This window comes from Actinotignum timonense, assembly GCF_900155575.1.
In the GTDB taxonomy this organism is placed as follows: Bacteria; Actinomycetota; Actinomycetes; order Actinomycetales; family Actinomycetaceae; genus Actinotignum; species Actinotignum timonense.
In genome coordinates this window covers 352331-376839 of record NZ_LT706966.1, presented here as the reverse complement: position 1 = coordinate 376839, position 24509 = coordinate 352331, and the positions used below count along the sequence as shown (strand labels likewise).

General features: G+C 65.2%; 21 protein-coding genes. 17 read left to right on the top strand and 4 right to left on the bottom strand.

Annotation, left to right across the window (positions count from 1 at the left end; translation table 11 throughout):
* Positions 1-67 precede the first annotated feature (67 nt).
* The 15 genes from ftsH to CZ322_RS01545 all read left to right on the top strand — a co-directional run bounded on the left by ftsH (position 68) and on the right by CZ322_RS01545 (position 17090).
* Positions 68-2353 carry an ATP-dependent zinc metalloprotease FtsH gene (ftsH, locus tag CZ322_RS01615; protein WP_087069944.1) on the top strand — a complete coding sequence of 762 codons (2286 nt, stop codon included), beginning with the start codon at positions 68-70 and terminating at the stop codon, positions 2351-2353.
* Positions 2354-2410: 57 nt separating this feature from the next.
* Positions 2411-3052, top strand: coding sequence for a GTP cyclohydrolase I FolE (folE, locus tag CZ322_RS01610; protein ID WP_180948657.1), 642 nt, complete (start codon positions 2411-2413; stop codon positions 3050-3052).
* 1 nt (position 3053) lies between these two features.
* The gene (folP, locus tag CZ322_RS01605; RefSeq protein WP_087069943.1) at positions 3054-3965 is read left to right on the top strand and encodes a dihydropteroate synthase; all 912 of its coding nucleotides are present in this window, start codon (positions 3054-3056) and stop codon (positions 3963-3965) included.
* The gene (gene folK, locus CZ322_RS01600) at positions 3962-4885 is read left to right on the top strand and encodes a 2-amino-4-hydroxy-6-hydroxymethyldihydropteridine diphosphokinase (RefSeq protein ID WP_087069942.1); all 924 of its coding nucleotides are present in this window, start codon (positions 3962-3964) and stop codon (positions 4883-4885) included. Before folP ends, folK begins: the two co-directional genes overlap by 4 nt.
* Positions 4878-5297, top strand: coding sequence for a DUF3180 family protein (locus CZ322_RS01595; RefSeq protein WP_087069941.1), 420 nt, complete (start codon positions 4878-4880; stop codon positions 5295-5297). The genes folK and CZ322_RS01595 overlap by 8 nt, the downstream gene beginning before the upstream one ends.
* A gap of 87 nt (positions 5298-5384) precedes the next feature.
* Positions 5385-5879 carry a PH domain-containing protein gene (locus CZ322_RS01590; RefSeq protein ID WP_087069940.1) on the top strand — a complete coding sequence of 165 codons (495 nt, stop codon included), beginning with the start codon at positions 5385-5387 and terminating at the stop codon, positions 5877-5879.
* On the top strand, positions 5880-7721 hold the full coding sequence (locus tag CZ322_RS01585) for a PH domain-containing protein (RefSeq protein WP_087069939.1): 1842 nt from the start codon (positions 5880-5882) through the stop codon (positions 7719-7721).
* 88 nt (positions 7722-7809) lie between these two features.
* Complete coding sequence (locus CZ322_RS01580) at positions 7810-8679, top strand: ketopantoate reductase family protein (protein ID WP_087069938.1); 870 nt, start codon at positions 7810-7812, stop codon at positions 8677-8679.
* An 11-nt stretch (positions 8680-8690) separates the two neighbouring features.
* Positions 8691-9539 (top strand): Rossmann-like and DUF2520 domain-containing protein, encoded by an 849-nt coding sequence (locus CZ322_RS01575; RefSeq protein WP_087069937.1) that lies wholly within the window; start codon positions 8691-8693, stop codon positions 9537-9539.
* A gap of 40 nt (positions 9540-9579) precedes the next feature.
* On the top strand, positions 9580-11061 hold the full coding sequence (gene lysS, locus CZ322_RS01570) for a lysine--tRNA ligase (RefSeq protein ID WP_087071123.1): 1482 nt from the start codon (positions 9580-9582) through the stop codon (positions 11059-11061).
* A 283-nt stretch (positions 11062-11344) separates the two neighbouring features.
* On the top strand, positions 11345-12367 hold the full coding sequence (locus tag CZ322_RS01565; RefSeq protein ID WP_087069936.1) for an efflux RND transporter periplasmic adaptor subunit: 1023 nt from the start codon (positions 11345-11347) through the stop codon (positions 12365-12367).
* Positions 12367-13047: an ABC transporter ATP-binding protein gene (locus tag CZ322_RS01560; RefSeq protein ID WP_035276747.1), complete on the top strand. Its 681-nt coding sequence runs from the start codon at positions 12367-12369 to the stop codon at positions 13045-13047. Before CZ322_RS01565 ends, CZ322_RS01560 begins: the two co-directional genes overlap by 1 nt.
* A complete protein-coding gene (locus tag CZ322_RS01555) occupies positions 13044-14570 on the top strand; it encodes an ABC transporter permease (protein WP_087069935.1) in 1527 nt (508 codons plus the stop codon). The genes CZ322_RS01560 and CZ322_RS01555 overlap by 4 nt, the downstream gene beginning before the upstream one ends.
* A 102-nt stretch (positions 14571-14672) precedes the next feature.
* On the top strand, positions 14673-15611 hold the full coding sequence (locus tag CZ322_RS01550; RefSeq protein WP_087069934.1) for an NAD(P)-dependent oxidoreductase: 939 nt from the start codon (positions 14673-14675) through the stop codon (positions 15609-15611).
* 126 nt (positions 15612-15737) lie between these two features.
* On the top strand, positions 15738-17090 hold the full coding sequence (locus tag CZ322_RS01545) for an MFS transporter (protein WP_087069933.1): 1353 nt from the start codon (positions 15738-15740) through the stop codon (positions 17088-17090).
* A 91-nt stretch (positions 17091-17181) separates the two neighbouring features.
* On the opposite strand, the gene CZ322_RS01540 is transcribed toward CZ322_RS01545, so the two are convergent.
* A complete protein-coding gene (locus CZ322_RS01540) occupies positions 17182-18465 on the bottom strand; it encodes an MFS transporter (RefSeq protein WP_087069932.1) in 1284 nt (427 codons plus the stop codon).
* Positions 18466-18593: 128 nt separating this feature from the next.
* Here CZ322_RS01540 and CZ322_RS01535 point away from each other — a divergent pair, with 128 nt between their 5' ends.
* Complete coding sequence (locus CZ322_RS01535) at positions 18594-19280, top strand: GntR family transcriptional regulator (RefSeq protein ID WP_087069931.1); 687 nt, start codon at positions 18594-18596, stop codon at positions 19278-19280.
* Here CZ322_RS01535 and CZ322_RS01530 read toward each other — a convergent pair.
* A complete protein-coding gene (locus tag CZ322_RS01530; RefSeq protein ID WP_087069930.1) occupies positions 19258-20106 on the bottom strand; it encodes an SMP-30/gluconolactonase/LRE family protein in 849 nt (282 codons plus the stop codon). The genes CZ322_RS01535 and CZ322_RS01530 overlap by 23 nt on opposite strands.
* Positions 20107-20245: 139 nt before the next feature.
* Entirely contained in the window at positions 20246-22066 is a 1821-nt protein-coding gene (locus CZ322_RS01525; protein WP_180948658.1) for an L-lactate permease, read from the bottom strand.
* A gap of 43 nt (positions 22067-22109) precedes the next feature.
* Between CZ322_RS01525 and CZ322_RS01520 the strand changes: the two genes are divergently transcribed.
* Positions 22110-23411: an alpha/beta hydrolase fold domain-containing protein gene (locus CZ322_RS01520; protein ID WP_087069929.1), complete on the top strand. Its 1302-nt coding sequence runs from the start codon at positions 22110-22112 to the stop codon at positions 23409-23411.
* On the opposite strand, the gene CZ322_RS01515 is transcribed toward CZ322_RS01520, so the two are convergent.
* A complete protein-coding gene (locus CZ322_RS01515; RefSeq protein ID WP_087069928.1) occupies positions 23382-24257 on the bottom strand; it encodes an HhH-GPD family protein in 876 nt (291 codons plus the stop codon). The two genes, CZ322_RS01520 and CZ322_RS01515, sit on opposite strands and share 30 nt — an antisense overlap.
* Positions 24258-24509: the final 252 nt, after the last annotated feature.

The window sequence follows — 24509 nt, the reverse complement described above, 5'->3', positions numbered from 1 at the left end:
CATGAGTCTCATCGAACGGGAACCCAAAAATGCCAACCCCTAGGCCCGGTCTCTTTACCCCATCGAGATGTTTATAAAAGCCAGGGGCGGCACTGCGCCGGGCGGAAGCGAAGCTCGTGGCGGTGAGGCACGCGGTAGTGAGGCTCGCGGTAGTGAGGCTCGCGGTAGCGAAGCGAGCCGCACCGAACCCAGCGCGTATGAGCGCAAGCGCCGGGCGCGCCGGGCCCACCCGCCCCAGGCGGAGAACTCGGGCAGTGATACCGGTACGGGCAGCGCCGGGAAGAATAAGAAATCCCGCGGCTCCGGCTCCGGCTCCGGCCACAAGCTCAGCGAAGAAGAACGCACCAGCCGGCGGCGCTGGCGCGTTATTTCCGGCATCGTCATCGCGGCGCTTCTTGCTTTTATTGGGACCAACCAATTCATGGCCATGCAGTGGTCGAATATCTCCACCTCGGAAGGTATCGCGCTGCTGGAAGGTACCACCGTGCAACGCGTGCAGATCACAGACGGCACCAACCGGGTGCGCCTGTGGCTGACCGAGCCAACGAAAACCATGGACGGCGACGGCGATAAGCACGACGCCGGGAAGAAGGTCACCTTCCAATACGCTGACCCGCAGGGCCAGCACATCACCTCCCTGGTGGAACGGGCCAATCCGGAGCGTGGGCATAACTCAATCGTTCCCTCCCAGAACGTGTTTGTGTCCATGCTCTTCACCTTCCTGCCCATGATCCTCATCTTCGCGGTGTTCATCTGGTTCATGCGCAGCCAAATGGGACGCGGCTTCGGGGCGAAAGATGCCAATGCGGACGGAGAAGTCTCCGAAGTGCGCTTCTCCGACGTGGCCGGGGAAGATGAAGCCGTGGAAGAAGTGAAGGAAGTGGTGGACTTCCTCAAGAACCCGGACCGCTACCAGGCCCTCGGGGCCCGCATCCCGCGCGGGGTGCTGCTCTACGGCCCGCCCGGAACGGGTAAAACCCTGCTGGCTAAGGCCATCGCCGGGGAAGCGCAAGTGCCGTTCTTCTCCATCGCCGCCTCGGAATTCGTGGAGCTTTACGTGGGTATGGGTGCCTCGCGCGTGCGCGAACTCTTCAAAACCGCGAAGAAAAAAGCCCCGGCCATTATTTTTGTGGACGAAATTGACGCGGTGGGCCGCGGGCGCAGCAGCGGCGCCCTCAGCCACGGCGAACAGGAACAAACCCTCAACCAGCTCCTCGTGGAAATGGACGGCTTCTCCACTGACGAAGCGGTGGTTCTTATTGCCGCCACCAACCGCCCGGATGTGCTGGACCCGGCGCTGCTGCGCCCCGGGCGTTTCGACCGGCAGGTCGCGGTAGATGCCCCAGATATTCGCGGGCGCGAAGCCATTTTGCGGGTGCACGCGCGCGGCAAGCCGCTCGCGGACGACGTAGACCTGGCCGGAGTCGCCAAGCGCACCCCCGGTTTCACGGGCGCGGATCTGGCCAATATCCTCAACGAAGCAGCGCTCTTGGCGGCGCGCCGCCACGCCCACGTCATCACCAATGCGGATGTGGATGAAGCCTCGGATCGCGTGATGGCCGGCCCGCAGCGCTCCAGCCGGGTGATGAGCCCGGAGGACCGGCGCATGACGGCCTATCACGAAGGCGGGCACGCGCTCGCGGCTGCGGCGCTGCGCTACACCGATCCGGTCACTAAGGTAACTATTTTGCCGCGCGGGCGGGCCCTGGGTTACACGATGGTTATGCCTACCGAGGATCGCTATTCGGTTACCCGCAACCAGCTCCTCGACCAGCTCACCTACGCGCTGGGCGGGCGTGCCGCGGAAGAAATCATTTTCCGCGACCCCTCCACCGGCGCCTCCAATGACATCCAGAAAGCCACCGAAACCGCGCGCAAGATCGTGACCGAATACGGGATGACCACCGCGGTGGGGGCGGTGCGGGTGGCTCCCACGGCCCAGGAAGAAGCGAGCTTCGGGGCGGCTTCGCGCACCTCGGATTCCCTGGCTGCCACCGTGGATGAGAACGTGCGGGCCCTTCTCGACCAGGCTCTCACCGAAGCATGGACGATCATCACCGAAAACCGGGATATCCTCGATCACCTGGCCGCGGTGCTCCTCGATAAGGAAACCGTGCTGGAAAACGAACTCGCGGAGATTTTCAAAGACGTTGTCAAAGCCCCGGAGCGGGAAGTGTGGCTTTCCGCCCCGGACCGCCCGGTCTCGCAGCGCCCACCCATCCCGCTCCCGGAAGGGAAAACCGAGGCGGAAGCGGCAGCCGATTCGCGCCTTGCCGCCCCGGAACTCCCCGATGCTGCCACCGGGCCGCTCGGCCCGCGCGGTCGGCACGGCGCGGAAAATGAGGGTGCCTAAACTTTCGTGGTTATGAGCGCGGAAAATGCGGGGCGTGAGCGCGGAAAGGACGGATGCATGAGCGCAGTGGAATCAGCGGGAAACGGCCAGGTGGATTGCCAGGGTGTGGACACGCAGCGCCCCGGCGCGCGGCAGGTCGATACCGCGCGGGTGGAGCGGGCCGTGCGGGAACTCCTCAGCGCTATCGGTGAGGACCCGGACCGCCCCGGCCTGGTGGATACTCCCGCGCGGGTAGCCCGCGCCTGCACCGAAATTTTTTCCGGGGTGGGCAAGGATCCCGACGCGGTGCTCGACGCCCAATTCGCGGAGGACTTCCACGAAATGGTGGTGGTACGGGATATCACCTTCTATTCCATGTGCGAACATCACCTGCTGCCCTTCTTTGGGGCGGCCCATATCGTCTATATTCCCGGGGCGGAAGGGAACGTCACCGGCCTATCCAAACTTGCCCGGCTGGTGGAAGGCTACGCGCGTCGCCCCCAGGTGCAAGAGCGCCTCACTACCCAGATCGCCAATGCGCTGCGTGACCGTTTGGGCGCGGCCGGAGTGCTCGTAGTGGTGGAAGCCGAACATATGTGCATGACCATGCGCGGGGTGCGCAATTCCGGTTCGCGTACCGTCACCTCGGCGGTGCGCGGCATGCTGCGCAAACCAAGCACCCGCGCCGAAGCCATGAGTCTCATCGAACGGGGAGCCTAAAATGCCAACACCTATGCCACTGCGCGATCCGGAACTCCTGGGGGGACCCCGCACCCGCGTCATGGGAATCCTCAACGTCACCCCCGATTCTTTTTCCGACGGCGGGCGCTGGGCCACGGTCGATACCGCCATCGCCCACGGCCATGAACTCATCGCCGCCGGGGCAGATATCATCGACATCGGCGGGGAATCCACCCGCCCGGGCGCCACCCTCCTCAGCCCCGCGGAAGAATGGGAGCGCATCGGGCCGGTGGTACGCGAACTAGCCGCGCATATCCCCATCTCGGTCGATACCTACCACGCCGAAACCGCGGCGCGAGCCTGCGCGGCCGGCGCCCGCATTATCAACGACGTGACCGGCGGGCGTGGGGACAGCTCCATGTGGGAAACCGTGGCCGAATCCGGGGCCTACTATGTGCTCCAGCACGGGCGCGGCGACGCACAAACCATGAATTCCCTGGCCGGCTATCGCGCTATCGGCCGCGAAGTCAGCACGGAAGTCCTTGAGCGCGTGGCGGGCGCCGTTGCTGCCGGAATTGCCCCCACCCGGATCATCATCGACCCGGGCTTCGGCTTCGCAAAAATGGGCGACGACGATTGGCACTTGGCGGCCCATATTGACGAATTCCTGTGGGCCGGCATGCCGGTCCTCATCGGAGTTTCCCGCAAACGCTTCCTCGCCGAAGTCACCCCGGAAGGCCTACCTGCCAGCGGGCGAGACGGCGCCACCGCGGCCTTGAGCACCTATTTCGCCGAAAAGGGCGTGTGGGCGGTGCGGGTCCACGACGTAGCATCATCGCGGATCGCGGTGGATACCGTGGCGAAACTGCGCGAATGCGGGCTGGTATCCACCTCCCAACCCGGAGTGGCCCGCCCCGAAAACGCGGGAGCTGTGGAGGCCGCGCGGTCATGATGGGACTCCCCCCGCGTATTCACGATGCCCTCGCCATGCTCGGATGCTGCCTGGATACCGTGAGCATCACCGGCGTGGAAGTATCCGCCCGGCACGGCGTCTACGCGGAAGAACGCGAAGCCGATCACCCTTTTATTTTCGACGTCGCAGCCCTCGTGGACACCAGCGCGGCAGGCCACGCAGATGACCTCGCGGCCACCATCTCCTACGCGGATCTGGCAGAGGACGCCCGCACGGTCGGGGAAAGTGCTCCCGTGAGCTTGCTTGAAACACTGGGGGAGCGGGTAGCCAGCCGGGTCCTCGCGCGCGGGGCCCTGGCGGTGGAAGTTACCGTGCACAAACCCGAAGCCCCCGTGCCGGGCCGCTTCGCGGACGCCCGGGTGACCGTGCGGCGCCTGGCCGATATTGCCCGCGGGGGAACCCTGCGGGAGATGGTGATCGGGATGGGCGCGAACCTGGGGGAACGCGAAGAAACTCTACGCACTGCCCTCACCCAGATAACCGCGCTGCCCGTCCATATTGACGCGGTCTCCTCATTCCATACCACCGCGCCCGTGCTCGCCCCCGGGCAGGAGCCGCAACCCGATTACCTCAACGCGGTACTGCGCCTAAGCACCGAGCTGGCTCCCCTTGAGGTGCTGGCAGCCCTCCGCGCTATTGAGGCGCGGGCCGGGCGCCAGCGCCGCATCCACTGGGGAGCACGCACCCTCGACCTCGATATCGAATGGGTGGAAGGAGTACGCAGCACCCACCCGCTTCTCATCCTGCCCCACCCGCGTGCCCATACCCGCGCCTTCGTGATGGAACCCTGGCAAGAAATCGATCCGGATGCCACCGCAAAACTGGAACGCGCCCGGCTAAGCGAGCACGCGGGTGCCGGCGGCGGCGTCGGCCTAGATACGGGCGGCCGCTGTGCGTAATCTACGAGCCTTCCTTGGGTGGGGCGCGGCCGGTGCCTTAGCGGGTGAAGCGCTGCGGCGCCTCCTCGCCGCGCAACCGGTCGCGGTGCCCGCCTTCGCCGGTCTGCCGCTACTCCTCATCGCCGCGGTGCTGCTCTGGTACGGCTGGCGGGTGCGGCGCCTGCGCCGCGGGCGTGCCGAATCACTTTCGCGCCTGGCCGCGCTGCGGGTGGCGGCCGGGGCTGCAGCGGGGCTGCGCAGCGGGGCACTCCTGGCCGGTGCCGGGGGAGTGCTCGCGATCATGAGTGCGCTGGGCTCCACCTCCTTTACCCGGGCGAGTGCGCGGGCCTGGGGGATTCTCACCGCCGCGGCGCTGGTGCTCGCGGTGGTCGGGTGGATCGTGGATACCTGGTGCCGTATTGAACGGCGGTAGCGGGGCGCCGGTTTCATTGCGCCGCGGCAAGCGCGGGTGTTTTTCCGGGCCAATTTTTATGTCGTAGCCCTTTGGTAGCGTTAAGCCATGGTGACTACCCCTCTTGATCCTGGGCGGAATTACCGCGCGGTGTCGCGCAAACTCTTCACGGTGCGGTGGATTATCGCCGCGTGCTTCTGGCTCGTGCTCCTCATCGCGCTCGCGGTGGCTGGATTTATTGTGCGCCCCGAACCGCTCGCTTATTATGCGCCCCTGCTGGGGCTGCCCATCCTCGGTTTCCTCATTCACCTGCGCATCGTGTCCCGGCAGGTGAATCACCTCGGTTACGCCATGGATGATATTGCGCTGCGCCTGTGCCGCGGGATTATGTTCCGCCGCATTGACGTGGTGCCTTACGGGCGTATCCAAACGGTGGATGTGCAATCCGGGCCGCTGCTGCGCCGCTTCGGGCTCGCGAAAGTCACCCTCCACACCGCCTCCATGGAAACGGATGCGGTCATCACCGGCCTGCCTACCGCGGAAGCAGATGAGGTGCGCGAACGCCTCCTTCACCTCGGCGTAGCCGAAATGGAAGGGGTCTAAATGGCCGGCACCGAAACATCCCCGGAAGCGGGAAGCGCGATGGGAGTAAGCGGCGCGCTGCCGGCCGCACCTGCCGAGCTGGCGGGCACAGCGGGCGCGGTGGGTACGCCGGGCGCGCTACCCGCAGCTCCCGGTGCGCTACCCGTTGCACCCGGAGTGAGTAGCACCGCGATCTCGGGCACCTGGCAGCCGGTCTCGAAATGGACGCCGTGGAGTTCGCTGCTCTCGTTGTGGTTCTTCGTGCTGGTCGCGGGCGGCTGGCTGATTATTCAGCGCTTGGAGGATACCGATTCGCCCGGAATGGTCTGGCGTGATGTTGTTTATCTGCTGCGTTCCTTCTGGCTGATCGCGGTGGGTATCGCGGTGGTAGTCACCCTCATTACCGGGATCGTCGCGGCCATCCAATGGCGGCATATGGCCTGGATGTTCGATGCGGACGGGGTGCATATGCGCAGCGGCGTGCTGTTCAAACAGCACCGCCACGTGCGCTGGGATCGTATCCAAAGCGTGGATGTCACCCAAAAACTCCTCGCCCGGTTGGTGCGCCAAGCCAGCCTCACTATTACCTCCGGTGGAGAAAAAGTAGAGATCGGGTGGCTGGCGCTGCCCCACGCTGAAAAACTGCGGCCCCTCGTGCTCTCGCTCGCGGATAAAATGCGCAGCGGGGATAGCTCGGAAGTTCCCGATCTTGCCACCGTCAGCGCTCCAGAAGCACGCCCGCACCTGTATGCCATGTCCGCGCGGCGGTTCCTCGCATCCCTCGTGCTGTCCCCGCGAATCTTCCTCGCTATTATCACGGTGGCCGGGTCGGTCACCACCTATCTGCTTACCGATGAAGGCGGCTCCTTCGCCCTCCTCTTCCTCATCATCGCGCTGATATGGCAGCCCGTGAGCTCCCTGCAAGCCAATTGGGGAGCCCGCATCTCACCCACGGCCGAAGGCGTGGAAAAACAAGAAGGGCTGTTATCCCGGCGTACCCTCGGGTTACCTTCCTATCGCGTCCACGCGCTGGCCTTCAAAAAACCGAATTTGTGGCCCGGATGGTGGAAAGTAGAAAGCTGCGTTATTTCCGGCTCGATTTCCGAAGCGATGGAAGCAGCCAAGACCGCAAATGATGCCTTGGTCCCGGTAGGAACGGTCGAGGATGTCCTCGCCGTTGCGCGTGAACTCGGCTTCGCGAAAGACGCCGACGCTGACGTGCTTCCCGAGGCCGATGCCGCATCCGAGGCTACTACCGCTGCCGCTAGTGGCGCCGCTGCCGCTAGTGGCGCCGCTGCCGCTGGAACTGCCGATGCTTTGGCGCGCCCACCTCACACCGGGGTGCCCAGCCTGGTCCAGCTACGCCGTTATCTTCTTGATGACAGTGCCCTCCCCGGATTCATTCCCAACCCGCGCTCCTCACGCTGGTTGGATCCCATCGGGTGGAAACGCTCGGGTATTTTCGTGGGGGAGGATGTCATTATTATGCGGCACGGCTGGTTCTGGTACCGCAAAGTAACAATTTTGCTGCGCGAACACTATCAATCCGCTATTATCAGCCAGGGCCCGCTTGAGCGCCGCTTCCAGCTCGGCACCCTGCGCTGGGCAACCGTGGGGCTCTCGGTAGATGCCCACGCCAAACACATGGATGCTGCTACCGCCAGCCGTGTCCTCACCGCCACCGTCCGCGAACGCGGGAACGGCCCGCGCGGCTGGCACCCCGAATTACCTCCGGCCGGGCCCGCTGCACCATCGGTTGTGCGGCCCGCCGCACCGCCAGCTGCACCCACTCAGCCGGGCGCGCCTACGGCGCCGTCGTACCCCCAAGGGAATGACAATAGTCCCGGGTCGGGCCGCAGCTAGGTTCCTGAAAGTGATTTCGGCCCGATACAAGAGTGAAACACGTCGCGTAGCCGCACTTTTACATTTTTCTACATCTAGGATTATTCCCATGCTTAATATCTACGGCCCGGGTGGTATTGGTGGGCTCATCGCGGGAGTTCTCGCGCACAACGGTCAAAAAGTCGCGGTTGTTGCTACCGAGCGCACCGCAGATGTTATTAACCGCAACGGAATTGTTATTAAATCCAAGCGGTTCGGTAATTTCACCGCGCAGGTGCCGGCAATAACCAGCCCGGCCCGCGGCAGTGAAATCCTCCTGTGCACCAAGGCATACACCCTCCCCAGCATCGAAAAGTCGATTCGCTCGGCCCGCCCCAAAGAAGTGGGGGCGCTCTTCAACGGCTTCGATCATGCTCGTGCCATCCACACCCTCACCGAAGGGGAATCCTGGTCCGGCTCCGTCTACACCATCAGCGAACGCACCGCGCCCGGAGTTATCGAACACACCTCCCAATTCCTCAAAGTGGAAATGCCCGATACCGCCATGGACGGCGAAATCGCGCGCGTACTCCTCAACGGTGGAATTGACGTGTTCTTCCGCGGCACCGAAAACCAGGTACTGTGGCGCAAACTCCGCAACCAATGCGCCATGGCCCTCCTGACCGGCGCCACCGGGCTGCCCATCGGCCGCGCCATGGAACGCGCCCCGGAACTCACCGAAGCGATGTGCACCGAACTGGCCCGCATCGCCACCATGGAGAAAGTTCCCACCCGCCCCGCGGAAATCCACGCGTGGCTGCGCCGCCTCGCACCCGATGCACACTCCTCGCTCTCACGCGACCTGCGTGACGGCAACCGCACCGAAATCCACTCCCTGGGCACCGCGGTCCTCGAAGAAGCCGCCCGCCTCGGAGTCCCCGCGCCGGCCATCACCGCCGCGCTCTCCGCTATCGACGATCGGTTGCGGGGCCGCAAGTGACACCGGGCCGGATGACCATAGGGATCATCTCGGCCGGAAAAGTCGGAAGCGTCCTCGGCGCAGCCCTGCGGGCCGCCGGCCACACCATCATCGGTGCGGTGGCCCGCAGCAGCGCCAGCCGCGAACGCCTCGACGCCCTCCTCCCCGGAGTACCCGCGCGCGAAACCAAAGACCTCCTCGCCCGCGCAGACCTCATCCTCCTTGCATTGCCCGACGCCGCCCTGCCCGGCGTCGTGGAACACGCCGCCGGGCAGGGATGGTGGCGCCCCGGCCAGCTCGTCATCCACACCAGCGCGCGCTTTGGCACGGGCGTACTCCGGGATGCGGCCGCCGCCGGCGCCCTCACCCTCGCCCTCCATCCGGCCTTGACGTTCACCGGGACCTCCCTTGATATGCGCCAACTCATCGGCGCCACCTGGGCAGTCACCAGCTCTGCGCCACTCCTCCCCATCGGCATGGCCCTCGTGAGCGAACTCGGGGGAGAACCTTCCGTCCTCGCCGAAGAAAACCGCGGACTCTACGCCGCCGCCCTCACCCACGCCTCCCGGCACACCGCACTCCTCGCCGGCCAAGTTCAGCGCATGCTCGCCGCCGCCGGACTGGACAGCACCTACGCCCGCGGACTCCAAGAACAAGCACTCGCCATGGCCGACGCCGGTATCGAACTTATTGATCCGCCAGCTAGCGGCGTCGTCGCCGAAAAAAATGAAGACGCACCCGCCGCAAGCGATAGCACCCCGGACGATATCACCGCGGTCGAAGCCCTGGCAGCAACCGGAAATTATCCGGATATTCCGCCTGTCTATCGGGTGATACGGGCCGCGTCACGTGACCGGGCGGCGCGGCGTCGTCTACCATGACCATGTGAGTGAATTTCTTGATAGTGAAACCCCGGAACAGATGCGTATCCGGCTGGACAAGCGCGCCCGCCTGCTCGCGGAAGGAACCGAAGCCTACCCGGCCGAACTTCCTATCACCGCCACCATCCCGGAGATCCGGGAACAATACAGCGATATTGAAGCCGGCGAAGAACTAACCGAGACCTCGGTGGGCATCGCCGGGCGTGTCATGCTCTCCCGCACCGGCGGCAAAATTGCTTTCGCCACCCTCCAAGACGGGCGCGGCAATCGCCTCCAGGTGATTCTCTCCCTCGCGCACGTGGGCGAAGAACGCCTGGCCGCCTACAAACAGGATGTTGACCTGGGCGATTTCATTTTCGTGTCCGGGCACGTGGGGGCCTCCAAGCGCGGCGAACTTTCCGTTTTCGCCCACGAATGGCAGATGGCCTCCAAGGCCCTGCGCCCGCTGCCTAAGATTTACCAGAACGAAGCCGGCGAAGACGTTGCCCTCAACGAAGAATCACGGGTGCGGATGCGCCACCTCGACCTCATCACCCGCCCGGCAGCCCGTGATATGGTGCGGCTGCGCGCCGGGGTCATGAAATCGCTGCGCGCCAATTTTGACCGCCGCAGTTACGTGGAAATTGAAACCCCGATCCTCCAGCCCATCCACGGCGGCGCTGCAGCCCGGCCCTTCCAAACGCATATTAACGCCTACGATGAGGACCTCTATCTGCGCATTGCCACCGAGCTCTACCTCAAGCGCGCGGTGGTGGGCGGCGTGGATCGCGTCTTCGAAATCGGGCGGAACTTCCGCAACGAAGGCGCCGACTCCACCCACTCCCCGGAATTCACCGCACTGGAGGCCTACCAGGCCTACGCCACCTACGATACGATGGCCGAACTTACCCGGGACCTCGTCCAGCAGGCCTGCCTGGATACCCTGGGCACCACCACCGTCACCCTGAATGACGGCACCGAATATGATCTGGGCGGCGAATGGCAGAAACTCGATCTGTACGAATCGGTTTCCGCGGCCGTGGGTGAAGAAATCACCGTGGATACCCCGCGTGAACGCCTCGAAGCCCTCGCGGAAGCCCGCGATATCGCGATCGCGCCCTTCTGGGTGAACGGCAAAATCGTGGAAGAACTCTTCGAAGAACTGTGCGGGGACCAGCTCTACGCACCCACCTTCGTGTACGACTTCCCCGAGGACACCTCCCCGCTCACCCGCCCGCACCGCACCAAGAAGGGCCTGACCGAAAAGTGGGACCTGTACGTGCGGGGCATGGAACTGGGCACTGCCTACTCCGAGCTGGCCGACCCGGTTATCCAGCGCGAACGCCTCACCCAGCAATCCATCGAAGCCGCCAACGGTGACCCGGAAGCCATGCAGCTGGACGAAGACTTCCTCGCCGCCATGGAACAGGGCTTCCCGCCCACCGGCGGCATGGGCATGGGTATCGACCGCCTCCTCACCGCCATGACCGGCCTGGGGATCCGTGAAACGATCACCTTCCCCTTCATTAAACCCGGGAAGTAACCCGGCCGGCCGGGGAAATGACCTGGCGCGCTGGGGAAATAACCCGGTCGCTTCAGGAAGTACTCCGGCTCGAAAGTAATTTTTCGGTACGACGACGCCCGCGCCGCGGAGGCCCAGCCCCCGCGGCGCGGTGGCGTATCCGGCGGAAGGTAAGTTGCTCACTAAAAGAAACGTGATGAATTTTCCTATTTATTTTTCGGCCTCGTCACGGTAATCTTCCAAGTAGTTCGGTGCCACGCCCGGCTTCCCGAATCCTATTTCCCGTGTGCAAAGGTGCCCGTCCATGAAGAAAACTGACACCATTTTCCAGGTCATCAAGCTCCTGCTCGGCCTCGTCATCGCCGCAGCGCTCGTCAAGTTCGCATTTTTCCCGAGCCAACGCACCTCCACGGAACTCGTGGCCCAGGGGGATTTCACCATCCCCACGGTGGTGGCCATGCCGGGGGATATCGATAATTCCCTCACGCTCGATGCCACCGTCATGCGCAATCCGGCCACTCCCGTGCGGGCCACCGCCAACGGCACCGTGGACGTGGTCGATGTCAAAGCGGGCGCCGTCGTCAATGAAGGTGACCGGCTGCTGCGGATCCGCCACGAAGAAGAAAAAACCACCGCCGCCACCGTGGAAACTTTTGAGGACGGCACCGAAGTGGAAGTGCCCGGCGAACCCTATATCGAAGTGAGTTACGTAAATGTGCTCGCCCCGGTGAGCGGCACCGTGGCGGTGGATGTGCTCGTGGGCCAGCCGGTTTCCATCGGGGAAAGCATCGGTTCGATCACCCCGGCCACCTACCACGCTCGGGTGAGCGTGAAACCCGAACAGCTCTATTCGCTCGCTTCGCTGCCGCCGGCCGGGCAGCTCGCGGTCACGAACGGCCCGGCGCCTTTCGATTGCACCAATCTGCGCACGGTCACGGAAAAAACCGGCGCGGGAGCTGGCCTGGGCGCTAAAGAAGCCGAGGCGCGCGGTCTGGATGGGGCGTCTGGAAGCGTGCAACCCGCCCTTATCTGCGATATTCCCGCCGAACAGCAGGTCTACGACGGTTCGGCCGCGAAACTCACCATCCCGGGGAGCAATACCACCGGGGTGCTCACGGTACCGGTGAGCGCGGTGGAAGGGCGCTTCCGCGAGGGCGTGGTCTACCTGCCCGCGGCGGACGGCGGGCAACCCACCAAACGCACCGTGCAACTCGGGGTCACGGACGGGCGCCAAATCCAAATCACCGGCGGGCTGGAAGAAGGCGAAGAAATCCTCCAGTACGTGCCGAGCGCGCAGCCCACGCCCGACCCGATGATGGGGATGTGATGTTAGAGCTTGAGCAGGTGACCCGCACCGTCACCCTCCCGAACGGCCGCCCGCTGCCGATTCTGCGCGGGGTGGACCTGCGCATCGAGCGCGGGGAGTACGTGGCGATTATGGGCCAGTCCGGAACGGGGAAATCCACCCTCCTCAATATCATCGGGATGCTCGACCTGCCCGATACCGGCTCCTACCGTTTTGAGGGCCGCGATGTGGCGGACTTGAGCGAATCGGCGCGCGCCCACCTGCGCGGCTCCCTTTTCGGTTTCGTTTTCCAGCAGTTCAATCTGTTCCGTGGCCGCACCGCCGTGCAAAACGTGGAAGTGCCCCTGCTGTATTCGGATACCGCTACTATTTTTCGACGCCGCAGCTTAGCTGCCCAGATGCTAGATCGGGTGGGATTAGGGGACCGCCTGGATGCGATGCCCTCCCAGCTCTCGGGCGGGGAACAGCAGCGGGTGGCCCTCGCCCGGGCGCTCGTGCGCCGCCCCCAGGTGCTCCTCGCGGATGAACCAACCGGCGCCCTCGACGTGGATACCGCGGGGCGGGTCATGGATCTTATGGAAAGCATGGCGCGGGAAAATAACGCCACTTTCATTATGATCACCCACGATCCGAAAGTGGCCGCCCGCGCGGATCGCCGTTTCACCATCCACGATGGGCTCGTCTGGCCGGAGGAAAAATGACACGCATTTTCGGGGCCGTTCTCGAAGCCTGGGAAGAAATTCGAGTGGATCGCGGGCGAGTTATCCTCTCCCTCGTTGGGGTGGCGGCCGCGGTGTGGGCGATGGCAACCGTGCTCGCCCTGGGCCAGCTCATTAGCGCCGCCGGGGAACACCAGCTCGCCCAGTGGGAGGGCAAACCCGGCACCGTCAATATCGGGGTGTATAACACCGGCGGGGAGGGCGGCGCTGATCCGTACGCCAACCCTTATGCCGATCCTTACGCCAATCCGTACGCGAATCCCGTGGCTCCGCCCACCGGCGCGCAGCTCGGCACCCTAGCCGGCTCCCAAGCCAGCGAGGATGTTTTTGGCACCACCGTGGCCGAATACATGGAGAAGGCCGGGGCGAATTATTGGACGCGCTCGCGCACTTCCTATGTGTCCCTCGCCTTCCCGCCGGTGCTGGCCGGGGCTGGCGGCACCGGTGATATTCAGGACCTGGAGGGTTGGGAATCCGAAAGCATGGCCGGGGCGGAATCCGGCGGAGAGCTGGAAAGCGGCGGCGGAGAGCTGGAAAGCGGCGGCGCGGTAGAAGGCGCCGAACCCGTGGGAGATGGTTCTGCCAGCACCGAGTTCGGTGAAGGTGGCCGCCCCGGGTTCGGGATGATGGAACCGAATTACGAAATGCTCGCCGTGGACCCGGCCTACGGCCCGCTCTTCGATGTGCAGCTCACCCGCGGGCGGTGGCTCACCGAAGCGGATGGCGAGCGCCTCATGAACCCCGCCGTCGTCAATGAAATGCTCTACAAGGAGATGGGCGAGCCTTCGCTGGCCAGCTACCCGCAGATCGCGCTATCCGGACCCACCGGGGTGCGGATGACGGTAGTCGGGGTGGTTGCGGACCGCTCGCGCTGGGATAGCCCGCGCCTGCACGTGCCCTACCAGAGCATGGCCGCCGCCGCGATGGCTCAGCTTTCCCCCATGAATTCCTCCACCGTTTCGGTGCTGGTGCCGCGCGGGGAAGAAGCGGAAGCCCAGAAGGTCCTCGTCTCCGTACTCCAGGGCCGCCTGGGGAAGAACTACCAGGTGGAAGGCCAGTTCATCGAAAGTCAGATGCGCGGCCAGGAATCAACCGAACGCCAGGTCACTGCGATTATCGCGGCCATCGGCGGGATCGTGATCCTGGTGGGCGCCCTGGGCCTGCTGACCGTTTCCATCGTCACGATGAAGCAACGGGTGCGGGAAATGGGGATCCGCCGCGCTATGGGCGCCTCCGCGCGCCGTATCTTCACCTCGGTATTCCTGGAATCCGTGGTGGCGACGACGGCAGCCGGTTTCATCGGGGTCATCGCCTCGATTATCACCATCCGTACCGCGCCCCTAGCCCGGTGGCTCGACCTGCCCTTCTCGGTGGATAGCGTGGGATACCCGGTATTGGCCGCCTTTATTGGCCTGGCGATCTCCGCCGGAGTGGGAGCGCTCTGCGGAATTATCCCGGCCACCATGGCGCTGCGCATCAAACCGATTGATGCCATCCGCTTCTAGGCAGGAGCGCGCAGAAATTCGCACAACCGCGCGGGGAGTTTTTCTTACCGCGCGGGCGCATTCGCCCTGTTATGCGCGCCTGCACCGGACTAGGCTAAAGCCATGAAAGTACTGCTCCCCAATAGCTTTGACCTCTCCCTCCCGCCCGAAGCGGGCGTCACCTGGGTGATCTTCGATGTGAACGCACCCATCCCGGAAGAACACCGCGATGCCGAAGCCCTCGTGGTCTGGCTCGATCCGAATGCGACCGAACACGTGGCCCAGCTTCCCCAACTCAAACTCATCCAGGGCATGATGGCCGGCGCGGAAAGCCTGCACGCCACTAACCCGCCCGCCGGAGTCATCCTCGCCACCGCGAACGGCTTGCATGACGCCACCGTATCCGAACACGCCATCGCACTCGCGCTCTACCTGGTGCGCGACCTGCGCATCGCCACCGAAGAACAGCACAACCACCGCTGGTCGCGCGATCGCATCTTCTTCACCGAGCTGCGCCCCGGCGGGCGCCTCACCAGCCTGCTCGGCGCGAAGGTAACTATCTGGGGCTACGGGCATATCGGGCGCCACCTGGCCGGGATGCTCAAAGTTTTCGGGGCGCAGGTGCGCGGCCTGGCCACCTCTCGGCGCACCGAAGGTGATATTGAGGTGTACGACGGCGCCAACCTCGCCCAGCGCGATGAGCTCCTGGCTGATACCGATGTCCTCATTCTCATCCTCCCCGCCACCGAGGCCACCGCCAACGTGGTGGATGCGAGCGTCTTTTCGGCCCTGCCCAGTCGCGCCGTCGTCGTTAATGTGGGGCGCGGAAAAACGGTGAACGAAGAAGACCTGGCCACCGCGCTGCGCGAAGGAAAAATCGCGGGCGCCGGCCTGGACGTAACCGCCACCGAGCCGCTCCCCGCGGATTCACCGCTGTGGGACCTGGCCACGATTATTACCCCGCATACCGCCGGCGGGCGGCCCGTGGGTGCCGAAGAGCTTATCCTCGCCAATGTGCGGGCGCTGCGCGACGGAGGGGAGTTTATCAACCGCGAAGCCTAAGCGCGGAACGAAGCCTCTAGCGGCCGCGATTCCGCACTCAACCAACCGCCCGGGACTACCACTCGGCGGCAATAGTGCGCTACACTCCTTAAACTGACATACAGTTCAGCTCAAGGAGGAGTAGTGATGTCATCGAGTGACGATAAGCGGCCGGCCACGCCCGCCGCGGAATCCGAGGACACCAGCGCGCAATTCGCCGCCGCGCACCCGGACACTTTCGCGCAGTACCTCAGGCGGCGCGGCATGGTGTTCTTCGTGGCCTACCTCGGCTACGTATGCGCGTACCTGGTCCGCAATAATTTCAAACTCCGCTCCGAAGCCCTGCGCCTGGAGAACGACTGGAGCCTGCCGCAAATCGGCCTGGTGCTCACCATGTTCACCATCACCTACGGCTTCGGGAAATTCTTCATGGGGATGCTTTCCGACCGTGTTTCCCTGCGCCGCATTTTCGCCGGCTGCCTGGGGCTTTCCGCGGTGCTCTGCGTTGCCATCGGTTTTACCACGAACTTCTACCTGCTCGCGGTGCTCATGTTCCTGCTCGGCTGCGCGCAGGGGGCGCTCGCGCCTTCGTCCATGGCGATGATCGCGAATTGGTACCCGAATAAAACCCGCGGTTCCGGTATCGCGATCTGGAATACCTCGCAGAACCTGGGCGGGGCGCTGCTGCCCCTCATGATCACCTGGCTGCTGGCCCTGGGCGGACCCAGCGGCGGCGCGATTGCCTTCTGGGGCCCGGGCCTGGTGGTCTTCGGCCTCTCGATCTTCTTCTGGAAGTACGGCGGGGACCGCCCCGAAGCTGAAGGCATGCCCACTCTGCGCCAGATCTACGGGAAGGCCGGCGAACCGAATACCGACGAAACCCCCGACGAAAGCTACTGGCATATCCTGGTGCGTTTCGTTTTCACCTCCCCGCTGGTCCTCACCGTGGCCTTCATCAACGCCGCGCTCTACTTCCTGCGTTTCGGGGTGCTCAACTGGATGCCGGCCTTCCTCGGCACCGAAATGGGCTTCACGGAAGCGCAGTACTCCACGGCTTTCTCGGTGCTGGAATGGATCGCGATTCCCGGTTCCTTCCTCTTTGCGTGGATTTCCGTCAAGCTCCCCAACCGCCAGTCGGTGGTGGGCTTCCTCGGTTTGCTGTGCCTGGCCGGCCTCATCTGGGTCTACATGGGCAACGACAATTACGTGGTGCTCCTCATCGTTTCTGGGCTTATGGGCGCGCTGATTTACGGCCCGCAGCTCATCGTCAATATCCTCACTCTCAACTTCGTGCCGCTCAAGGCGGCCGGGGTGGCGGTCGGTTTCGTGGGGCTCTTCGGATATATCGTGGGCGAAATGGGCGCGAACCTCATTATGCCGATCCTCGCCGAACGCTTCTCCTGGGCGGCCTCCTTCACGCTGCTCGCCGGCATCGCGGTGGCGGCCGGGGTTATGTACCTTTCGCTCTCGCGGCGCGAACAGGCCGTGGTGCAGGCCTAACTCTGCATAATGTACGACGACGCCGGCGCGGGGCCCGAGGATTCGGGCCCCGCGCGGGTGTGCTGGCGGCCAGCTAGCTGCGCCGTCGTACTTAATACCGCAGGCTGCGCATTTCCGGGCCGCGCAAGCTCGCGTAACCGGCCGCGCAGATGAGGGCGGTGAGGGCGAGGCTGGTGTAGGCCACCGTCCAGCCGTAGCCGGTCACCAGGTGGGGGATGAGGAAATTCGCGAGGGTTTCGCCGGCCAGGTAGCCGGCCGCGCCCACCACCCCGGTGGCAGCCCCCGCCACATTATCGGGAACCAGGGAGAGGGTGAGCATATTAATACTCACCTGAGGTCCGTAAATGAGGGCACCGAGCAGCAGCGCGCCGGCCGCCGAAGAACTGCTAAAAGCCAGGTGGGGCCAGGCGGCGAGTGCCACGGCCAGGGCCAGCATCGCTTTCATGGCGGCCGACGAAGCCCGGTTAGGGTAGCGCGCCGCGTAGGCCCCGAAAGCGAAGGAAGCCGGAATCGCCGCCAGTTCCGCGCCGGCCAGTGCGATTTCGCCGTCGCGCCCGGTGGTGTGGGCGGCCGCGAAAATAACCACCCAGTTGATGACCCCGAAACGGATGCAATACAGCAGCGTATTAATGCCGACCAGGGTGAGGATCCAGCGGTTGGTGAGCACCGCCCGCACCACCGTGGGCCAGTAGCCGTCCGCGCGGGTGCTCAGCTGCGGGGTGCCGGCCGGGCCGAACAGCATGGTGAGGGTGGGTAGGCCCTGGCGCCAGGGGCGGTCCGCGCCGGTGCGGTAGGCCCAGATGCCCACCGCGATAGTGAACAGGCCCGGGATGAGGAAAATATGGAAATGGGCCAGGCTCCAGCCGGTGAGCGCCCCGGCCAGCAGCGGGAGGAGCGCGGCGCCCAGGTTTTGGGAGGTATTCCAGATCGCCACCCGCGAACCGCGCGAAGAATTGGGGTACCAGGCCCCCAGGAGGACCAGGGCGGCCGGGGCGAGGGCCGATTGCACCAGTCCGTTCGCGAAGGTCAGGGCCGCGATAGCGTGGGGGGAGCTGGGGAAACCGGTGAGGATGCACAGGGTTCCGGAAATAATGAGCGCCCCGCCGAAGAGCCGGCGCAGCGAGACGCGGTCGGCCACCATGCCGAAAATGATTTTCCCGAACCCGTAGGCGAGGGTGAAGGCGCTGAGCACGAAACCGACCTGGTAGAGGGACCAGCCTTCTTCTTCCACGAAGCGGGCGGAGACCACTTTGAGGTTATTGCGGGTGGTGTAGGCGAATACATAGCCGATATAGACAACGAGGAAGACGTGGGCGCGCCAGCGGTAGTAATCCGGGGCTGAGGTAGAGCCCGGTGGGAACCGCGTGGCGGCCATGATCCCTCCTTTCGTGCGTGCGGCGCGCGGGCGTAAAATCACAGTGGAAACTGACAGTCAGTTTACCTAGGATAAGGCGGGAGCGGGTACTCACCCAGCTCGTTATCCCGCGGAGGAAAGGAGTGCTGATGGCTCGCCGGCTTGCCGATGATCTGGCTGACCACCTGCGTGAACGCATCCTTTCCGGAAATATCGCGCCGGGGGAGCGCCTGGCCGAAGCCGCGATTGCGGAGGAATATTCGGTGGCCCGTTCCACCGCCCGCATCGCGGTCGAATCCTTGATTGCGGACGGTTTGGTCGAGCGCGAAGCACGTAAACACCCGCGGGTAGTTACCGTGGACGGCTTCGAGATTCCTGAGATCGTGGCGCTGCTGGAGATTAGTGAATCCCTAGCGCTGGCGCGGATTATGGCCGGCCACCCGGACTTGCGCCCGCTGCGCGCGGCCCGCGGGGAGCAGCCCAGCCGGGTGCTGCACACCCTCGTGGAAGTTTCCGGTTCGAAGCGCCTGGAAGCACTCCACCGCCCGCTCACCTTCCACACCATGCTGTACGCGGCCAGCCGGGCGGAGGCCCGCGGTGCTGATGCTAGCCGCTCTAATGCCAGCCGCACTGGGGCAGTCCGCTCCGATGCCGGCCGCGCAGATAGTGTGCTGGAGCAAGCGCAGGATCGGCTCATTGACGCGGTGTTGCTGGGGCAGGAGAGTGCCTGGGAGGCACTGCGCGCCTTACAGCGGGCACGCCAGGCCCGGCTCGGGGTGGACGCGGGCGCGGTGCTTGCCCATACCGGCGGTGTCACCCCGCAAAAGGCAAGGTAGGTTGGCCGGCCACCGGCCCGTCCATCCACCACAGCGCCCCCGCGCCCCGCGAATCATCATTTTCACGTGAGACGGTCACGAAAACATCCTTGCCATCCTCACCGCCCAGGGTCACCGCAGTGGTCCCGGTCACCGGGAGCTGGTATTCCTGCACGATCTGCCCGCTCAGATCAAGGACCCGGATGATGCCGGCCCGGTTGAGGGCCACCCACACATTCCCTTCGCTGTCGACGGTCAGCCCGTCCGGGCTCGCACCTTCCACGCGGTGGAAGTCGCTGCGATGCTGAAGTGCGCCTGCGTCGTCGACCTCAAAAACAGAAATCGCGCGCGTGGAGGTGTCGATGTAGTAGGCACGGGTGCGGTCGGGCGAAAAACCGATGCCGTTCGAGGTGGTGACATCGCTCAAAACCACGCTGACCTCGAGGGTGGGGGAGATGCGGTAGAGGCGCGCCGTGCCGCGGGTGGTGGCGTCGCGGGTGTAGGGCATGGAGCCGGCGTAGAGGTAGCCCCACGGATCCGCGGTGCCTTCGTTCATGCGGTACGCGGGGCTGTTCCACAGGGTTGCGGCCGTGCGCGGGGCGGCCGTGGCGGTATCGGCTAAGGCCAGCCCGCGTTCGGTGGCGACGACGTAACCTCCGCCAGTGCGCGGGCGCACAAATGCCGCGATTTTCGAGCCGGTGGCCAGGCGATCCACTCCGCCATCACTACGCAGGGTGAGCAGGTCGCCGGCCAGCATATCAACGAAACGCAGCCCGCCCCAGCTTTCCGACCACACCGGGCCTTCGGCGTGGAAAGCAACAGCGTCGGTAATTTGTTCAAAAGCCATGCTCTCCAGGGTAGGCCAGTGCGACCGGGCTGGCTAGCTGTACGGCGGGTGTGCCGGTTGGCTAGTTGCCGAGCGAGTGCGCGGCTTGGCTAGTTGCAGAGCAGACGCCCCGGTTGGCTAGCCGCAGCGCGCGTCCGTTTTACGCGGTAATGAAGCTCAGCACCCCGCTCGCGGCCAGCACGACGACGAGGGTCAGCAGCGCGAGCAACCCGAGCGAATAGGCAGCTCCGCGGCGCAGCAGTTCCGGTTCGCTGCCCGGGGCGCGTACCGCGGTGGCCGCAATCGCGAGGTTTTGCGGGCTGACGATTTTCCCGAGCCCGCCCCCGAGCTGGTTGGCGGCCAGGAGGAGATGCGGGTCGATGCCGGCCCCGGCGGCCGCGGTGGCTTGCAGGTTCCCGAAGAGCGCGGCCGAGGAGGTAGCCGATCCGGTCACCGCGGTGCCGATCCACCCGAGGAAGGCGGAAAGCGCCGCGAAAGCGGTGCCGGCCAGGGCCATGAAAGCACCGATGGCCTGGGTTTGGCCGGAGAAATTCATGACGTAGGCGAGGGCCATAATGGTGGCAATCGTTCCCACAGTCACGGCCAGGTTCGCCACGGTGGCACCCAGGGTGGCCAGGCCGGTGCGGAAGGAATAGGGGTAGCGCCCGCCGGAGGAACACCGCGCGTACACCGCGGTGACCACCACTCCGGTGAGGAACAGCATCGTCCCCGGGGAGGAGAGCCAGTTGAAAGTAAAGGTGGTGGTGGACAGGGCGTTACCGGCCTGGTCCACCAGGTGCCCGTGTAGGCCGGGCCAGCCGAAGCTGATATCGGTTTGGGCCAGGAATTCGATGCGGCGCGGGGCGCCGGCGCCGGCCGCGCCAGTGGGGCTGCCGGGGCCGCTCGCACCACCCGGGCCGGAGGTGCCCGGAACGGTAACCCGCCACAATTTGGTGACCGCGAGGACCACCACAACCAGCAGGTAGGGGAGCAGGCCCAGGAATACCCGGCTGGCGGAGATTTTCTCACCCGCGGGGGCGCTGGCGAATTCGGTCGGGGTGCGGGCCGGGCGCCAGCGGGTGAGCAGCACGGCGGTGAGAGCGAAGGAAAGAAGGGAGGCGATCACAGCGATGAGTTCGTGAGAAATGAAATTCGAGGCGATCACATGCCCGGCCACCATGCCGATGCCGGCGGTGAGGGCCACCGGCCAGGTGTCTTTCACCCCGCGTTTGCCGTCCACGATAAAAACGAGGAGGAGGGGCACGCCCACGGCCACCACCGGGATAATACGCCCGGCTACCGCGGCCACGTCCATGGGATCAGCCACCCCGCCCATGCGGGCCACGGTGGTGAGGGGAATACCCATGGCGCCCAGGGCCACGTTGATGCCGTTGCCCACCATGGTGGCCAGCGCTGCCTTGACCGGAGGTAGGCCGATGGCCAGCAGCATGGCGCAGCTAATGGCAACCGGTGCGCCAAATCCGGCCAGCCCTTCGATGAGGCCGCAGAAAATAAAACCGATGAGGATGGTCTGCACCCGCATATCCCCGCGGCCCAGCGCCGCGAAGACCGCCTGGACGTCCTTACTGCGCCCCGAGCTTTCGGTGAGGTTGTAGAGCCACACCGCCATAATCACGATGTAGCAGATGGGGAAAAGCCCGAATGCCGCGCCTTGCAGGGCGGAGAGTCCGGCCAGGTCCGCCGGCATCCCGAAACCGGTCACGGCGATGACCAGGGCCAGGCCGAGGGAAATAAGGGAACACCAGTGCGTGGCAATGGAAAACACCCCAAGGAGCACGAAGAACACCAGAAGCGGAAGCGCCGCCAGGAGCGCGGAAAGCCACAGCTGCCCGCCGACCGCATCGGGTACGGGCGTGAACGTGGTACCGGTGAGGAGGGAGGTATTCGCGAGGAGGGTTTTATTCGTGAGGACTGCGGAAAGCTGGCTCGGCACGGCGAGCAGCGCGGGGCTACAAGGCATTCCTTCATCGTACCGGGGCGGTTCGGGCCTTTATGATGACTTTATGTCTAGCTCGGACGTGAGATTATCGGCCTCGATGCGGGCGGCCCTGGCGCAGGACGCCCGGCTCGCCCTCCCGCATCACGGGCACGGGGAACCCGCCGCCATGCAGGCGCGTTACGAAGCCGAGCACCGCTGGTGGAATGAGGGCGGGCCGCAGGTTGCGTGGCGTGCGGATACGCTTCCGACCCGGCACGGCCCGGTTCCGGTGCGGGTCTATTCGCCGCTGCGGGATGCGCGGATCGCGGGGTGCGGTTCGCTTTCGCCCGTAGGGTGCGGCGCACTTTCACCAACGGGGCGCCGCGCACTTTCACCTACCGAATTAGGTACGACGACGCAGCTCCCGGCGGGCGCCACCCGGCCCATCATCGTGTATCTGCACGGCGGGAGCTACTGCGTGGGCAGCCCGGCCACCCATGACCGCCTCACCCGCGAGCTGGCCGCCGCTACCGGTGCCGCGGTGGTGAGCGTGGATTACACTTTGGCGCCCGGGGCGCGCTACCCGCGCATATCCGAGGAATGTGAGGACGTGGTTATCGAGCTGGCCCGCCGCTTTCCCAACTGTCCTATCGTGCTGGTGGGGGATTCTTGCGGGGCAACCCTGAGCTTAGGGACTTGGTGGCGGCTCAAGCGGTTGACTGGTGAGGGCGTGGCTCACGCGGACGCGTCCGAGACCGCAGCCCGGAAGCGGGTTGCGGCGCGGATAAGCGCACTTGTTTTGTACTACGGCGAATACGGCCTGCCCGCTACCGCAGCTACTGCCGCAGCCACTGCCGCTTGCGAATCGCTGGGCAAGCCCGCATGTAATACGGATACTACGAGCGATATTGATACTGCGGATGGCGGTGATACCGCCGATGGAATGAGCCCCGCGGATCGCGCCTACTACGACTCCCTCTATTTTTCTTCGCCCACCGAGCGGGCCACGGCCCCGGATACCGCGCTGCTGCGCACCGAGCTGCGCGGCTGCCCGCCCGTTTTCCTCGCGGTGGGGGAGTGTGATCCGCTGCTGGCCGATAGTCAGGCGCTGGTTACGCACCTCGAGGTGAGCGGGGTGCGCGTACGCCTGGAGGTTATTCCCGGGGTGATGCACGCTTTTCTCCAGCGAGTGCGGCTTTTGCCTGAAGCCGCCCGCGTCATCGCGGATACCACGGTATTTCTAGCTGACGTTCTAGGCCACCTCGGCTCCAGCGATTCCGGGGGCACCTCCGCTTCCGGTGACGCCAGTGGACTTTTCGGCTCCAGCCACTTCGGTACATCTTCCGCTTCCGGTCGCTTAGGTGCTCGCGCCCGCAGCGGTAGGTAGGTGGTAGCGGCCTTCGCTTTCCTGAGCGAGCCCATCCTCGAGGAGCGAGGCGAGGGCAGGAGCGAAACGCTCCTCGCTCAGATGACTAGTGCGCAGTAAGTCCGGTCTTGCACATCCGCCACGGTGCTTGCGCAAGACCGCCATGATTTTTCCGCGGGCTTCCCGCTGGGTCCCGGTGAATTTCTGGGTGGTGCGCGGGGCGGCATTCTTTGGTTTCCCGGCCGCCAGCCAGCGGCACTCGGTGCGCAGCGGGCACCCCGAACAGGCCGGTTCGCGTGCGGTACACACCAGGGCGCCCAGCTCCATGAGGGCCGCGTTCCAGCGCGCCGCGCTCGGGCCATCCGCGGGAACAAGCGCAGCGGCCCGCTCGCGTTCTCGAACTGTTTGATGGGCGGGCGGCAGAGCAACGCCGTCGTATACCCGAGCGAGGACCCGGCGAATATTCGTATCGAGGACAACCGAGCGTTCCTGGAAGGCGAAGGCGAGGAGCGCGTCGGCCGTATAGGGGCCGATGCCGGGCAGGGCGAGGAGTTCGGCGCGGGTGCGCGGGACGCGGCCGCCGTGCCGTTCCACCAGGGCAATAGCGCATTCACGCAGGCGCAGGGCTCGGCGCGGGTAGCCGAGCCTGTCCCACATAATGAGCACGTCCGCGGGGGCGGCCGCGGCGAGGTCGGCCGGGGTGGGCCAGCGTTCCAGCCAGGCCCGCCAGGCGGGCGCGACCCGGGCGACGGGGGTTTGTTGGCTCATCACTTCGCATACCAGGATTGCCCACGGGGAGGTGCCGGGCGCGCGCCACGGTAGTGGCCGCGCTGCGCCGTCGTACCACCTTAAAAGATTCTTGAGCATTATCTGTAGTGTGCCGGAAACGCGGGGATTATGCACGTTTTGGTACCGTGGATCCGTGAAAGAAACGGGCGGAGAGCGCCGCGCGCATAAGCGGCCCACGGGTGGTGCGCCGCGGCGTGGCCGCGAGCGGCGCGAGGAGCAGGCTGGGCGAACCGCGCGAGTGAGGCGCGGGGAAAGCCAGCGTGAACGCCCGGTCCGCGGGAAAGAGCGCGAGGCGGAACGGAGCTCGGAGCGCGGGGCGCAGGCTGCGCG